This window comes from Halomonas sp. QHL1, assembly GCF_001882345.1.
Taxonomy (GTDB): domain Bacteria; phylum Pseudomonadota; class Gammaproteobacteria; order Pseudomonadales; family Halomonadaceae; genus Vreelandella.
In genome coordinates, this window is the sequence record NZ_MINL01000001.1 from 406,217 (window position 1) to 421,626 (window position 15,410).

The 15,410-nt window shown below is 60.1% G+C and carries 8 protein-coding genes; 4 read left to right on the plus strand and 4 right to left on the minus strand.

Annotated features, from left to right (window positions below):
- Positions 1-14: 14 nt before the first annotated feature.
- Entirely contained in the window at positions 15-614 is a 600-nt protein-coding gene (locus QHL1GM_RS01855; protein ID WP_071692964.1) for a cysteine hydrolase family protein, read from the minus strand.
- A 281-nt stretch (positions 615-895) separates the two neighbouring features.
- A complete protein-coding gene (locus QHL1GM_RS01860) occupies positions 896-1,318 on the minus strand; it encodes a hypothetical protein (RefSeq protein WP_071692965.1) in 423 nt (140 codons plus the stop codon).
- Between the two features lie 539 nt (positions 1,319-1,857).
- Here QHL1GM_RS01860 and QHL1GM_RS01865 point away from each other — a divergent pair.
- The gene (locus tag QHL1GM_RS01865) at positions 1,858-3,270 is read left to right on the plus strand and encodes a hypothetical protein (protein ID WP_175540333.1); all 1,413 of its coding nucleotides are present in this window, start codon (positions 1,858-1,860) and stop codon (positions 3,268-3,270) included.
- A 112-nt stretch (positions 3,271-3,382) separates the two neighbouring features.
- On the opposite strand, the gene QHL1GM_RS01870 is transcribed toward QHL1GM_RS01865, so the two are convergent.
- Both QHL1GM_RS01870 and QHL1GM_RS01875 read right to left on the minus strand, forming a co-directional pair.
- The gene (locus tag QHL1GM_RS01870) at positions 3,383-4,438 is read right to left on the minus strand and encodes a pentapeptide repeat-containing protein (protein ID WP_175540334.1); all 1,056 of its coding nucleotides are present in this window, start codon (positions 4,436-4,438) and stop codon (positions 3,383-3,385) included.
- Positions 4,435-5,196 (minus strand): HAD family hydrolase, encoded by a 762-nt coding sequence (locus tag QHL1GM_RS01875; protein ID WP_071692968.1) that lies wholly within the window; start codon positions 5,194-5,196, stop codon positions 4,435-4,437. The genes QHL1GM_RS01870 and QHL1GM_RS01875 overlap by 4 nt, the downstream gene beginning before the upstream one ends.
- 437 nt (positions 5,197-5,633) lie before the next feature.
- Between QHL1GM_RS01875 and QHL1GM_RS01880 the strand changes: the two genes are divergently transcribed.
- From QHL1GM_RS01880 to QHL1GM_RS01890, 3 genes are all read left to right on the plus strand, one after another.
- On the plus strand, positions 5,634-11,618 hold the full coding sequence (locus QHL1GM_RS01880; RefSeq protein ID WP_071692969.1) for a peroxidase family protein: 5,985 nt from the start codon (positions 5,634-5,636) through the stop codon (positions 11,616-11,618).
- A gap of 95 nt (positions 11,619-11,713) precedes the next feature.
- Positions 11,714-13,462 carry a type I secretion system permease/ATPase gene (locus QHL1GM_RS01885; protein WP_071692970.1) on the plus strand — a complete coding sequence of 583 codons (1,749 nt, stop codon included), beginning with the start codon at positions 11,714-11,716 and terminating at the stop codon, positions 13,460-13,462.
- A gap of 2 nt (positions 13,463-13,464) precedes the next feature.
- Positions 13,465-15,408, plus strand: coding sequence for a calcium-binding protein (locus QHL1GM_RS01890; protein WP_175540335.1), 1,944 nt, complete (start codon positions 13,465-13,467; stop codon positions 15,406-15,408).
- Positions 15,409-15,410 lie beyond the last annotated feature (2 nt).

Here is a 15,410-nt window from a genome sequence, read left to right on the forward strand (position 1 = left end):
AAAAGCGCTGTTAATTAAACGGGGAGGTCGTCCACGGTATCTACCACTGCGGCATACAGGTCTCTCGTTGAGGCTAACGCTCCCTCATGAACCGCTTGAGCAGATAACGCCTTGCCTTGGTCAGCCTGTAGCGAGCGGGTTGCCGTCGCGCTGGCGACTACGGTCACATCGAACCCCAGGTTGAAAGCCCCGTGTGCGGTTGAATTGACGCACATATGGGTCATGAAACCACCTAGCACTAGTTTGTTGCAGCCCACCTTTTTCAACTGCGCTTCAAGGTCGGTTTGAACAAAGGCGTTGGGAAACTCTTTAGTGATGACTGGCTCACCGTCTATCGGATTCACCATATCGGCGATCTGCCCGATGGGCGCCTTGATATCGTAAGGCGTTCCTTCCCCTGTGTTATGTTGAATATGAATGATCGGAATACCGGCCTGGCGTGCTTTTTCGAGAAGTTTTTGGGCTTCTACCAAGGCTTCTTCCACGCACTCCAACTGCATTACTCCTTCCCGGTAGGTATTTTGGCAGTCGATGAGTATCAATGCAGACTCAGAAAGCTTGTTAGGGGTGTGACCAATCTCTAAAAGTTCGCGTAGCGTGACGGACGTAGTCATCGATAACTCCTTGTTGTCATTAATTAATCGATTGTTAAATGTCAATTACGTCACCGCGATAGAGTCAGGTAATTTGGCCGCCGCGAATGACGCATTCCCCCAGCGTACATGTTTTAGCTAGCCCATTTCGCGTATTTTTATTAACGCATTTTCCGACTGCGAGAGCGGGTAGCGCTCAATCGCGACCAGGCGTTCGCGACGGCTTCGCCTTCTATCAAGATGGACCCATCTAACAGGAAGCCCACACGGGCTACCCTGATGTTAATTGGTTAGCAGGGTGGCTATTTCATTCGCTCTATAAGGCGCAAAACCTCATGGTTCTGGGTTCTGGCGTTGGCATAGTAGATCGCTTGCATGAGCAGGTTATCGGCCTCGTTGATGGCGATAGGGCTGGGCACTAATAACGTAATGAGGTCGCGTCCAAGCTCATCAACATCAACTTCCACCGTGATGGCAGATTGTTGGCTGCTGGGCTGGCGAATAGCGTCGCGCAAATCCGTTAGGCTTCGCAGCGTGGTCAACAACCCAGTGACCACAATGGGGTCCGGCGCATAGTCAATGTCACTAGGCGGATGATCATCCATCCCTAACGGGGGCAGACCTCCATTCATCCGGGTTGCCGCTTCACGATATACGGCAATGGCCGTGTCGACGGCCTGGACAAACAACTGGCTATCGTCGGCGTTTAGCGTTATTTGGGTCATGCGTCGCACCTTTATTCAGCTTTGGGTGGTCCGGCAGGGTTAGGCGTTCCTAGGAGGGTAGTCCCGAGACGGAACTTTGTCGCTACATTAAAAGAATCATGTAGCACTTCACAAATAGAGCGACTAGCTTTATTCAGCACAGTTAAAAGCCTGGTAAAGAACCAGACCGGCAACTGCGAGGTCATCATGCAATTCAGTTCTTGTGCCGTCACCGCATGAAACGGGACGTCCATGGAATAACCATGAGGCTGAGTGGAGAGAGGCCAATGAAAACAAACCATCACATGTTGATACCGGCAAGCCTGGTGCTGGGGTTAAGTCTCGGGCTCTGTTCGCTGACCCACGCCGCAGAGCCGCACCATGGTGCAGACCATCACGCAGCTGCCGACGACGGAACAATCCCGCTATTCGACGGGCTGGGCGATCACCATTTTCCGATAACGACGGGCGAGGAGGAAGCGCAGGAGTATTTCAACCAGGGCCTGATGTTCATATACGGGTTCAACCACTTCGAAGCGGCCCGTTCGTTTGAGGAGGCGGTGAAGCGGGACTCTGAGTGCGCCATGTGCTACTGGGGGCTCTCACTGGCGCTCGGACCGCACATCAATGCGCCGATGCACCCCGCCGCAGTCGAGCCCGCCTATCGGGCACTGCTTCAGGCGCAGGAGCATGCCACCGGCGCTACGGCGCGGGAGCAGGCCTATATCCAGGCATTGGAAGCACGCTACGTTGAGGAGCCAGGTGAGGATCGCAGCGAGTTGGACCGTGCCTACTCCGAGGCCATGCGTGCGCTGGCGGCAGACTACCCCGATGATTTGGACGCTGCCACTCTGTTCGCCGAGTCGCTGATGAACTTGGTGCCCTGGAATTACTGGGACGAGTCTGGCGAACCGCGCACGGAGACGGTGGAGCTAGTTGAGGCACTGGAATCGGTACTAGAGCGCGAACCCTACCATGCCGGCGCGTTGCACTATTACATCCATACCATCGAGGACTCGCCCAATCCGGAGCGGGCCGAGGGTGCGGCGGACCGCCTAAGTGAACTGAACATCCCTATCGGCCATATGATTCACATGCCGGCGCATATCTATGCCCTCGTCGGCCGGTGGCACGATGCATCGGCGGCGAACGAAGGTGCCCTGGTTGAGGACGAGTCTTATCTGGCGCAGCACGACGTGGAGGGAATGATCCCGCTGTTGTACCACCCGCACAATTTCCACTTCCTCGCCTGGACCGCCAGCATGGAAGGGCGCTTCGAGGTCGCATACAAAGCTGCCAATGAGCTGGTGCAGGCGACACAGAAGGAGTTAGCGGGAGACTTGCCCTTCCTGAACAACTTCCTCACCGCGCCGACGCTAACGTTGGTGCGCTTCGGCAAATGGGACGACATCCTCGCCCTGTCGGGACCATCGACAGAAGGGGTGTATGGCCGGGCCATTCATCACTATGCGCGTGGCCTGGCGTTAGCCGCCGACGGGCAACTGGTAGAGGCCGGCGAAGAGGCAGATCAGCTGTCGGCAATAGCAGTAAGCGAGGAAGCGGAGGCTCTGGAAATGCCCGAGGCGTTCTTTCCCGGCGCAACAATGCTTGCCATTGCCGACCATGTGCTACAGGCACGGTTAGCACTGCTGAATGACGATGGTGACCGTGCCATTTCGCTGTTGGAGGAGGCGGTGACTCTGCAGGGCACCTTGCCATACATGGAACCGCCGTACTGGTTCGCTTCGGCCCGGCTGAATTTGGGCGACGCACTGCTTGCTCTCGACCGGCCGGAAAAGGCGGAAGCGGTATACCGTGCCGATCTGGAGGAGTATCCGAACAACGGCTGGGCTCTGTTCGGACTGGCAGAAAGCCTGCGCACCCAGGGTGACCAGGAAGCGGCAGAAGAGATTGCCGTGCAGTTTGAAGAGGTGTGGCAGCACGCAGATGAGCAGTTGACGGCCGGTCGTTGATTCGCCACGGCGATTCTTGACTGTGATAGCCGTCGCCCTTGCCCAAGGGCGACGCCGCACTTACATATTTTCCAGGAAGATTTTGTAAAGGTGGGGGGGCGTTTCAGTTACGTCACGCGTTGCGCAAACGATTCCCCAGGCAGAAACCCAACAGCCCTAACAACGTGATGCCAGCGGTGGTCTGGAGCGTCGCCGCCCAGCGCAGCCAGCGTTGGGTCACATCGGTATCAAGCGATGCGGTCATTGCCTGGGTACTGAACAGCAACGCATCCGTGACGCGTAGCCAAAGTGGATCGGTTGAGCCGCCTGCAACACCAAGTGCTAGGTACGCCATGGCGAAAGCCACTACCACCGCCAGCGTCGCCGCTACTACGCGCAGCGGACTTTCGCCATAACCGGCCACTAAGCCGGCCATGGCGCCGTTAAGCCAACGCAGGGTGCCCAGCACGATGCCCGGCGAAGTGAGCTCGCTCGGTCCTTGGTTTCGTTCGCAACGCCGCCGGTGCAGCACGTTGTCAGGACGCTGCGCCTGGGTTTCTAGTCGTCGTGCTTGATAATAGGCCCAACCGGCGTCGCGGGTCGCGCCATTGGACGCCCAGTGCGCAGACAACGCGCGATAGATATCGGCTGCCTCACGATGCCGTCGTGACAGGTGCAGCGGCGTGCGGGCGGGGTCGTCGCCGCTCCTCAGCTCGGTCAGCTTGAGATGGAACTTCTGAAAATCGGCTTTTCGCTCCTGTAGCAGACCTGGATACAGGCCGTCGGCAATCGCGCTGCGGGGCAGCACGACGCCGTCGAAGCGTGCCAGGTTTAGCGAGCAATCGCTGATATCGGCGGCCTCGAAGATACAGCTCGGGCCTAGCCGGGCACGATACAGATCGCAGCCTTTCAGCTGTGCGCGCTTGAAGGAGGTTCGCTCAATGTCGGTATAACGCAGATCGCAGTCGATCAGTCGCGCCTCTTGGCATTTGACATCGCGCAGGTAGCCGTTGGTGAAGGTGCAGCGAATCAGTGTTGCGCCACGCAGGTCGAAACGCTCGAGCGCGGTGGCATTATGAGCATGGCCGAAGTCCACGTCGGCGATCTCGCAGCCAGCCAGGTCGACCCACTCCTCAGGGCCACGGATAGCGATGCGCTGGGCCACCTCTGCAGCGTTCAATGGCGTCACGCCTGCCACCCGAAATGCGCTCGGGCCAATCGTACTACGGCACCCGGATCACCATCTGCGACGCGGGCCAACGGCGTCGGAAGCTCGACATTTGGCGGTACTGGCGTGCCACGCTCGAGCAAGATCGCGGGAATTCCTAGCCGCCCAGCGCCGAGCACATCGTCGTAGGGGTTATCACCGATGTACAGCACTTGGTTGGGCGTGACGTCGAGCTCCACCAGTGCGCGCTGAAAGATCGCGGTATCGGGCTTGCAGGCCTTGACGTCGGAGCTGAATATCACTCGTTCGAAATAGCCCCACAGCCCAAACATGCGTAGTTCCGGCTCGGTGTAGGCACGCTGGGTATTCGAGGCGATCGCCAGGCGAAAGCCGCGACAGGCGTCGAGCATCTCGAAGGTGCCGGGCCAGACGTCGATCTGCCGGGTGGTGATTTGACGATAGACCAGTGCCAACTCGACGGCTAGTTCCCAGCGTTGTACCTGGGGAACGCTGAGTTCGGCCAATACGGCATCCCAGACAATGAGTACGTCCACATCCGGTGGCTGACCGGGGGCGGCCGCAAGCTGTGCCTGCGTGATCGCAAAGTAGCGTCGCTGCAGTGCCTGTGGGGTGATGGCTATCTGGCGATAGCGCAGCCAACTGGCGAGGTGCGCGAAAGTGGCATCGTCGACGTGATCGCCGTCGAACAGCAACAGCGTCTTGAATACGTCGAACAGCAATACGGGTGGGCTTGAGACATCATCGTCAACGACGGGCATCGGTAAACTCGGTGACTAAATTTGGCTGGGGCAGTGTATCAGCCATCGGTGGCTTCAGCGTAACGGTAAACGTAATGGTGCGTTCCAAGATATGGAAGCCAGAAAACGCCCTTCCACCGCCGCACCGTCACGAAATAATACGTTGTCTCAACATAAAAAACTCATCTCTTTAAGTAAGTGGCTCGGTCTTTATGGATTAGATGACCCAACAATAATTAATGGTGATTTTGAGGAGGTAATAAATCTTTCTTAGTGTAATCTTTTGTAAGTGAGGGGTGTTTAAATGTTGCCGAAATGGTGAGTCCGTCGAGGTGCAGTGACATGGATGTCGGCTTTGAAAGATTGAAAACAGCAGCCCGCTGCTGAAGTTTAGGGGCCACTCACTAACGTTTCGTTAAAAAAAAAGTAGCAGAGCCCTATGGGGCCTGGAGGGGAACATGGCTGTCAAACTGAACCAACATGATCTGCAATTCATCCTTGACCAGATCAAGATCGCGGAAGCGCATTCCGCGGGAACGCCGCTTGCGGAGCTCATCGATAGTCCGCTTCTGCCATCGGGCCTGCGCACTGTGGATGGTAGCTACAACAACTTCGGGATCGGCCGCGAGCAGTGGGGATCTGCGGGCGAACCTTTCGGGCCCATTGCCGAGGGGTCGTTGGGGCAGGGGAGCGGTGCCTTTCCATTTCCCGGCTATCCGACCAACAACGATTACGGCGTGGATGGTGACGTGGTCGATGCCGAGCCGCGCCTGATCTCTAACCTGATCGTCGATCAGACGCTGGACAATCCGGCGGCGATTGCAACGGCACTTCAGCATGCCGGAATGAACGGCCAGCCAATGCTCGATGCCATGGGCGAGATCCGCTCGCAGCACGACCTCGTGCGGGCGCTGAGCGATGCCGGTCTCGAGGAGACGCCCATCTATGTGGCGCAGAAGGAGGAGCTCGACACGCTGCTCGCCTCGTACGGGATCGAGATGGATGGCGTCACCGTCATGTTGCCCAACGTCGCGCCGGACGAGGGCCTCTCGGCCTCCTATAACTCCGTCTTCACGCTTTTCGGCCAGTTCTTCGACCACGGGCTCGATCTGGTAGCGAAAGGGGGCAACGGCACTGTCTACATGCCGCTGTCGCCGGACGACCCTCTCTACAACCCGGATAGCCCGCATACCAACTTCATGGTAATGACGCGTGCCGCCACCGACGATGCAGCGGGCAACGTCACCACGCCGTGGGTGGATCAGAACCAGACCTACACGTCGCATCCATCGCATCAGGTCTTCCTGCGCGAATACGAGATGGTCGATGGCCGCCCCGTGGCGACCGGTCACCTGCTCGACGGCGCGCGCGGCCTGCCGACTTGGGCTGACATCAAGGCCCAGGCGCGCACGCTGCTCGGCATCGAGCTGACCGACAAGGATGTGGGCGCCGTTCCGCTGGTCGCGGTGGATCCCTACGGTGAATTTCTCCGCGGCGAGAATGGGCTGCCCCAACTGATCACCGGCTTCGACGAGGAAGGGAATCCCATCCTGACCGAGGGCGATCTGGTTAACCCGGTCGACCCGTCGGAGGTTGGTGCCGGACGCGCCGGCGTGGCTTTCCTCGACGACATCGCTCATGCCGCCGTCCCCGTTCTTGCCGACGGCGAACTGCAACCGGACGACGATGCGGAGGTGGGCTACAGCGGCGACTTCGGCCCGCGCGGCACTCAGACCGCCTATGACAACGAGCTGCTGGACGCGCACTACATCAACGGCGACGGCCGCGGGAATGAGAACATCGGCCTGACCTCGATCCACCATATCTTCCACTCGGAGCACAACCGTATTGCCGAGCAGGTGAAGGAGGTGGCGCTCGAGAGCGGCGACCTCGACTTCCTGAACCAGTGGCTGACTGGCCCGGAACTCACCTCTTGGCCCGACGCGTCCGAGATCGAGGAGCTATCCTGGGACGGCGAGCGGATTTTCCAAGCGGCGCGCTTTACCACCGAGATGGAGTACCAGCACCTCGTCTTCGAGGAGTTCGCGCGGAAGATCCAGCCGGATATCGACATCTTTATGGTGCAGCCCGACGTTGAGCTGAACCCGGTCATCTTTTCCGAGTTCGCCCACGTGGTCTATCGGTTCGGGCACTCGATGCTCAACGAGACCGTGGACCGCGTCAACGCGGACGGCACTCGCGATGACATGAGCCTGTTCGACGCGTTCCTGAACCCGCTGGCTTTCGGCTCGGAGACCGTGAACCATGATGAGGCGGCGGGCGCCATCCTGCGTGGCATGACGGCGCAGACTGGCAACGAGATCGACGAGTTTGTCACCAACACGCTGCGGAACCAGCTCCTGGGCATTCCGCTCGACCTCCCCGCTATCAACATCGCCCGCGGCCGCGAAACCGGCATGCCCACCCTCAACGAGGCGCGCGCGCAGTTTATGGAGATGGCGGATGGCGACACGCAGCTCAGGCCCTACACGAGCTGGGCCGACTTCGCTGAGAACATGAAGAACCCCGCCTCGGTCATCAACTTCATCGCGGCCTACGGCACGCATGAGTCGATAACCTCTGTCGATACCATCGCCGGCAAGCGCGCGGCGGCCACCGATCTCGTCCTGGGTGCCCCGGATGAGAGCGACGCCGCGCGGGCGGCGCGTCTCGAATGGCTCAATGCGCCGGCCGAGCAGACGGGCGTGAACGACATCGACCTGTGGATGGGAGGCCTCGCCGAGAAGAAGATGCCTTTCGGCGGCATGCTCGGCTCCACCTTCGCCTTCGTCTTCGAAATGCAAATCGAGAACCTGCAGGACGCCGACCGGTTCTACTACCTGTCGCGGACCCAGGGGCTGAACCTTCTTACAGAGCTGGAGAACAACTCTCTCGCCAAGATGGCCCTGGCAAACACCGACCTCGGGGAGACCGGCTTTGCCCTCCCGGCCGACATCTTCTCGACACCGGATCACATTCTCTATCTCGATCTCGCCAAGCAGATGCAGATGACCGGGGTGGACGATCCCCAGCACGAGGATCCGTTCCTCCAATCCGCCTCTCAGCTGGTCGAGCGCGGGACGCCCGACGCGGAAGGTAACGGCGCCTATCTGCGCTATAACGGCGCCGACCATGTCGTCATCCAGGGTACGGACGGCGACGACCACATCGTCGCTGGCGGCGGCGATGACACGGTCTGGGGCGGCGCGGGTAACGATCGGATCGAGGCCGGGTACGGCGTCGACATGATCGATGGCGGAGACGGTGACGACATCATCACCAATGCCGGGACCGATATCGGCGAAGTCGATATGCTCAAGGGAGGCGACGGCAACGACGTCATCCACGGCGGCAGCGGCATGGCGCTGATCTTCGGCGGCCGTGGCAAGGACTTCCTGATCACCGGCCCGGACGGGTCAGAGATCCGCGCCGGCATGGGGGACGACTTCCTCCTTGGGGGCGCCGGCTCGGACATTCTCTTCGGCAACGAAGGGCATGACTGGATCGAGGGCAAGGGCCGCTTCGATTACATCGCTGGCGACAACGGCGAACTCTTCTTCAACTCCACGGTGATCGGCCACGACGTCCTCAACGGCGGGAATGGCGACACGGACTACGATGCCGACTCGGGCGACGACATCATGGTGGCGGGAGAAGGCATCCAGAAATTCATCGGCATGTGGGGTCACGACTGGGTCATCCACAAAGGTCAAAGCGTGGCGGCTGACGCCGACATGAACGTGGAGGTGTTCACGACCCTGCCGCTGGAAGTGCTGCGAGACCGTTTCAGCCAGGTAGAGGCGATGTCGGGCTGGGTGCACGACGACATCCTGCGCGGCGACGATCGGAGCGACGAAGAGGAGGAGGTCACTCCGCTCATCGCCGACCCGACGCCCGAGGGCAACTTCGTCCACAACGAGCTCGACCAGGCGGGCATCGACCGGATCGACGGCCTCGACCGGCTGATCACCCCGGACATGATGCGCAACGCAGAGTATTGGGCCGATGGCTCGGGGACTGAGAAGTTGGTGTTCACCGGGGGCAATATTCTGCTTGGCGGTGGCGGCAGCGACACGATCGAGGGGCGTGGCGGCGACGATGTCATCGACGGCGACGCGTGGCTAAACGTGCGCATTGCTATCATGGCGAACCGTGATGGAACCGGTGGCGAGATCGCTACTGTCGACAGCATGGATGGGCCGGTGACACTCAACATCGACGGCACGGAGGTCACCCGTCCGCTGTCAGTCTGGATGGTCGAGGGCCGGATCAACCCGGGGCAATTGCAGATCGTCCGCGAGATCCTCGAAGACGATTCCGGTATCGACACAGCCGTCTATTGGGGCGATCGCGACGCCTACGAGATCGCGGTGGACGAAGATACCGGCCGGCTCACGGTTGCGCATGTCGACGTGGATGATGGGGCGGTGAATCCAGAGACCGGGAAGAATCGTGTCTCGGACGGCACCGACCTCGTCAGCAACATCGAAGTGCTGTCCTTCGGCGATGGCGACGTGCGGGTTATTACCGGAACTAGCGGAAACGACGTTGGCGCGACGCGCCTCAATGGCACCGAGGGGGACGACATCCTAATCGGCCTCGCCGGTGACGACAACCTGCTCGCGGGCGGCGGAGATGATCTTGTCTTTGGCGGTGCCGGCAATGATCGCTTGATCGGTGGCGACGGCGACGACACCCTCTACGGCGGCGAAGGGGATGACTTCCTCAACGGCGGGGCTGGCGACGATACGTTACTGGGCGGCGCCGGTGCGGACGACCTTCGCGGTGGTGCCGGAGACGACTTTCTCGACGGCGGGGAAGGCGACGATATCCTCTTCGGGCACGCTGGCGATGACATCCTCGAAGGTGGCGCCGGCAATGACGTTCTCAACGGTGGCGGTGGCAACGACGTCCTGAATGGGGGCGCTGGCGATGACGTCCTGTTCGGCAGCGCTGGCGATGATCTGCTGATCACCGAAGCCGATGGCGGGCGCGACATTCTTGATGGCGGCAACCAATTCGATACCGCAGAAATCCGCGGAAAAGCTGACGAAGCCGAAACCTTCGCGGTTCTTGATCGGGCCAATGCACTGGCGCAGGGCTTTACTGACCTCGATGCTGGAACGGAGATCGTCATCGTCCGGAACGGCGAGGTGATGGCGGAACTCACCAACATCGAGGAAATCGTCATCGATGGCCAGGGAGGCGGCGACACGTTTACGATTGCTGGCGACTTCACCGGGACCAGCCTGGCGATGAGCACCATCCACGTGATGGGTTCGGAGGACGACGATGTCTTGGACATCTCGGCACTGAGTTCCGCGCATCGGGTGGTTTTCAAGACCAAGGGCGGCCACGACACGGTCGTGGGCGAGCTCAGGGAGCAGGATGTCGTCGAACTTGCCGACGGCACGACGCTCGCTGAGATGTCCGAAGGGCTCGACGGCGACGGCGAGCAGAGGGTGGGCGACGACGAGAACTCCGTCAGCTTCGAGATCCCCACCGAGTCGCAGCAGCCTGGAGAGGACGATACTGGCGATGGCGATGATACCGAGGAAGAGGCTGAAACCGTCGACGAGTCGGAGATCGAGGAAGACGAGGAGGATGTCGTCACACCAATCCCGGTAGCTGCTATGGTCGGCAGTGAAGGCGCTGATGCGCTGGTCGGGACGGCGGACGGAGATACGATCATGGGCTTGGGCGGTCGAGACGTCATCTTCGGCCATGACGGCAACGACGACATCTTCGGCGGTGATGGCGATGACATGCTCTACGGCGATGGCGGCGACGACCGGATTCTTGGCGGGGACGGTAACGACTTTATCAATGCCGGCTCCGGCAATGACACGGTCTTCGGCGGCAATGGGGACGATATTTTCGTGGCCGAAGCCGGGGATGGCGATGACACCTACTATGGCGACGACATGGTGGGGGGCAGCGGCAACGACACGCTGGACATGTCGGCGATCACGGCAGCGATCACGGCGGATCTTGGCACCGGGTTCATGGGACGAGGCAGCGTCTCGAGCGCCGAGACCGGCAATGATGTGCTGTGGAGTGTCGAGAACATCGTCACGGGATCGGGAGACGACACGATCACGGCGAGCCGAGCGGTCAACGTGATGGACGGGGGGGCGGGAAACGATACTTTCCGCTTCCTCTCTGCGGCGGATGCGGACGGCGATACCATCATGGGATTTCAGCCGGGCGACCGTATCGATCTCAGCAGTATGGACGCGAATGGATGTGCACCGGGGAACCAGAGCTTCACGTTGGTAACGGAGGCCTTCACCGGCGCTGGTCAGCTTATGTTCAGCCATCAAACGCTCGACGGCGAGGACTACACCGTCGTTCAGGGCAACACGACCGGAGACGATAATGCCGATTTCTCAATCAACATCAAGGGTCGGCATGAACTGACAGTGAGCGACTTCAACCTCTAAACGAACGACAACGACAATAATAGCGTTCCCTGCGGGCCGGGCGTGCCCGACCGCAGGGAACGCCCGTTCAACTTAGGGTGCAAGGGGGAGTTCACATGCGCAAAAGAGACGCTAGTACGTCGGCGAAGCGCAAGAGCGCAGAACAGCTGACCAAAGGTTTCCGAGGAATCTTTTTCTTTCTATTCGGCATGTCGGGGATCATCAACATCCTCGCACTGACCGGTGCCTTCTACATGCTGCAGATCTACGACCGGGCGCTGACCAGCGGGAGCATTTCGACGCTGATTGCCATCTCCGTTCTGGCGCTCGGCCTGTATTGTTTTCAGGGGATGTTCGACACCATCCGCTCCCAAATACTTGTTCGCGTCGGCGCGCGCCTCGACAAAAAGATCGCGCCAATGGCCCATCGGGTCGCTATCGACATGCCGCGCTTCGGGTTTTCGACCGCTGAGTCACTGGAGCGCGGCCGCGACGTGGATACGGTGCGCGGCTTCCTGGGAAGCCAGGGCCCCGTGGCGCTGCTGGATCTTCCATGGATGCCGCTTTTTCTCTTGTTTGTCTACATACTGCACCCCTACCTTGGCGCGCTGGTTTTTCTTGGCGGATTCATCCTGGCCATGCTCGCGATCGTCACGGAACTGAAGACGTCCAAGATGAGCAGCGCCATGCAGCAGGCTGCCGTTACCCGTAACACTATCGCCGATTCCAATGCTCGCAATGCAGAGATCATCAAGGCGATGGGCTTTGCCGGTCGCGCGGTGGCGCGCTTCAATCGGGCGAACGACGATCATCTGGAGTTGCAGACGCGAACGAACGATGTCAGCGGCACCTTCGGAGCGATCTCTCGGGTCCTGCGGATGGTCCTGCAGTCGGCCGTTCTTGGCCTTGGAGCGCTGCTCACTATTCAGGGAGAGCTTAGCGCTGGCGCGATCATCGCTGCTTCCATTGCATCCGCACGGGCGCTCGCACCCATCGATCTTGCGATCGGCAACTGGAAGAACGTCGTCGCTGCGCGTACCGCTTTTGCACGGCTGAAGGAAACCGTCATGGCACTGGCGGAGACTGACGAACCGATGGAACTGCCCAGCCCGACTTCATCCCTCAAGATTGAGAACATCACCGTCGCAGCACCCGATTCCGGACAAGTCCTGCTCAGCGAGATGAGCTTCGAACTCAAGGCCGGTCAGGCTATAGGGATCATCGGTCCTAGCGGTGGTGGCAAGACCACGTTACTGCGCGCGTTGACAGGCATCTGGCCCGTGCTGCGTGGAAGCGTGCGGCTCGACGACGCGGAGCTCTCGCAATGGCACGACGAAGCTCTCGGTCAGTTCATCGGCTATCTGCCCCAGGAGGTCGCGCTACTTAATGGCACGATCGAAGAGAACATTTCACGGTTTCAGGAAACACCGGATTCCCAGGCAATCGTGGCGGCGGCGATGGCTGCAAGCGTCCACGAGATGATCGTGCGCTTGCCAAACGGCTATCGAACGCAGCTCGGTTCGCTCGGTACCTCCCTGTCAGGCGGCCAGCGGCAGCGGATCGGACTCGCCCGCGCACTATTCGGCAATCCCTTTATCGTCGTCCTGGACGAGCCCAATTCCAACCTCGACGCCGAAGGCGAAGCAGCGCTGACGGCGGCCATTCAAGGCGTGAGGGAGCGAGGCGGTATCGCCATCGTGGCTGCCCATCGCCCAAGCGCTCTGGCTGCCGTCGATCTCGTGGCGGTTATTCAGAATGGCCGGTTGGCCGCTTTCGGGCCGAAGGACGAAGTCATCGGCAAGTCCAACATACGCGAAGTGCATTCTGCCGGGTCGCCGAAGAAAGAGGCAGTCGCTCGAACATGAACATGATTAACGTCAAAGGCACGAAGAACGCCTTACCGGAATCTGACACCTCGCAGCGCTACGTTCTGAAGAGTGGGGACGAGGTCTCTCGGACGCCTTTGGTTCTCGGCGGTCTACTGATGGGGATCGCTGCTTACCTTGGCTCGATCTTTTCCTGGGGCCGGGAGCCCGAGCCGCCACCGCAGACGAAGAGCGGGGACTTAGACGAGGAGTTGTTACAGGCGGTGGAGCCAGCCGCCACTGCAGCGGAGATCCAAGCGCCGGAAGAGGTGGACCAAAGAACCGCCACCCCGCGCATGTCCCAGGACGACCTATCGGGACCCAAAAGCTTCAGCGCCGCAACGCCTCCAGTCGACGATGCTCCGCGATCAATGCCACTTCGTAATTCGGGCGACAGCGGAAACATGCCGTGGGTAGCCGGACGGGCAAGCGAAAACGTGGGCGGTGAAAGGATGGGCCGAATCGCTAGCGGCGCTGGCACATCGTCTGCCGACATTGCTAATCCCGCCGGTAATCGTCCCCCACTTGATGGCGACGATCCCACCGGTACCGAATCAACGCCGGATGACGACCCGTCCGCCGCAGACGATGATCCTACGGACGTCGGTGACCCTGGGTACTGCGATCCTCTCGAACCCGAAAGTGACGATGATGACGTCGAGATTCGTCCCGACGGCAATCGTGCTCCTCGTGTGTCCGGTCCCGTCTATCTGCTGGACGTGGCGCCTTGCGCGGCACTCCTAATCGCCTTCGACGATCTGCTGCGCAAGGCAGAGGATCCCGATGGCGACGTCCTCTCGGTTCAAAACCTGTCCGTGACCTCCGGCGAGCTTACTGAAGTGGAAGGCGGGTGGGTGTTCCAGAGTGGCACCGGGCAACCGGGGCCGGTGACCCTCAGCTATGAGATCACAGACGGCGAGCTTACCATCGATGCCATCGCCCATTTTTCCGTTGTCAAGCAGCCCGTTATCGCAGGAACCGCGGCAAACGACACGCTTCTCGGCAGTATGTGTGCTGATGAGATCGACGGCGCAGGTGGCGATGACAACATTGATGGGCGGGCTGGCAACGACGTCATCAATGGAGGAGCGGGAGACGACCACATCGTCGCTGGAGACGGTGACGACGTGGTGTTCGGCGGCGATGGCAATGACATTATTTTCGGCGGCGCGGGAAATGACCATCTTTTCGGCGGGGCTGGCGACGACAGGCTATTCGGCGGTGACGGCGATGACGTGATCTTCGGCAACGCCGGTGAGGATTTTCTGAGCGGCGGAGATGGCGACGATCTTCTGCTCGGGGGCGATGGTAACGATGTGATTATGGATGGTGCGGGTCGCGACCGGGTTTTCGGCGGCATGGGAAACGATCGGATCGTGGCGGCGCTCGACGCGGACGATGACGTGTATGACGGCGGCGGGGGCACGGACACCCTCGACTACAGCCACGCGACGGAAAGACTCGTGGTCGATCTCGTCAACGGCGTCGTCAGTGGGGTGGAAATCGGCCATGACTTCATCACTGGATTCGAAAAAGTGCTTGGTGGCCGAGGAGCCGATCAGTTCATTTTCGGCGCTGAATCAGTTGCGCTCACTGGCGGCGCTGGTGATGACGTTTTTGTGGTAACCAGCGCCGGTGGGGATCGACCGAACGCCGTTTCGCACGTGATCATGGACTTTGGGGTCGGAGACCGTATCCGTATATCTGAATACGATATTTTCTGGAAGGCCGACGAGCCGGAAGACCGTTTCGAACAAATCTACCGCGATGATGACGGTGACGATTTGCCGATACGCTATCGCCACGATCGGGACGATGGAAGCGAGTGGACTGTGATCGAGACCAACTTCGACGACGATATGTGGGCGACGGCCGTCACGCTGCAGGGAACGCACAAGCTGTCGTGGTCTACAGAACGTAACGATAGTCACGAGTGGCTATCATAGGA

Bases quoted from the DNA above. Each gene is read 5' to 3' on its own strand.
- QHL1GM_RS01860 (WP_071692965.1), bottom strand. From the start codon at position 1,318: ATGACCCAAATAACGCTAAACGCCGACGATAGCCAGTTGTTTGTCCAG.
- QHL1GM_RS01855 (WP_071692964.1), bottom strand. From the start codon at position 614: ATGACTACGTCCGTCACGCTACGCGAACTTTTAGAGATTGGTCACACC.
- QHL1GM_RS01880 (WP_071692969.1), top strand. From the start codon at position 5,634: ATGGCTGTCAAACTGAACCAACATGATCTGCAATTCATCCTTGACCAG.
- QHL1GM_RS01890 (WP_175540335.1), top strand. From the start codon at position 13,465: ATGATTAACGTCAAAGGCACGAAGAACGCCTTACCGGAATCTGACACC.
- QHL1GM_RS01885 (WP_071692970.1), top strand. From the start codon at position 11,714: ATGCGCAAAAGAGACGCTAGTACGTCGGCGAAGCGCAAGAGCGCAGAA.
- QHL1GM_RS01875 (WP_071692968.1), bottom strand. From the start codon at position 5,196: ATGCCCGTCGTTGACGATGATGTCTCAAGCCCACCCGTATTGCTGTTC.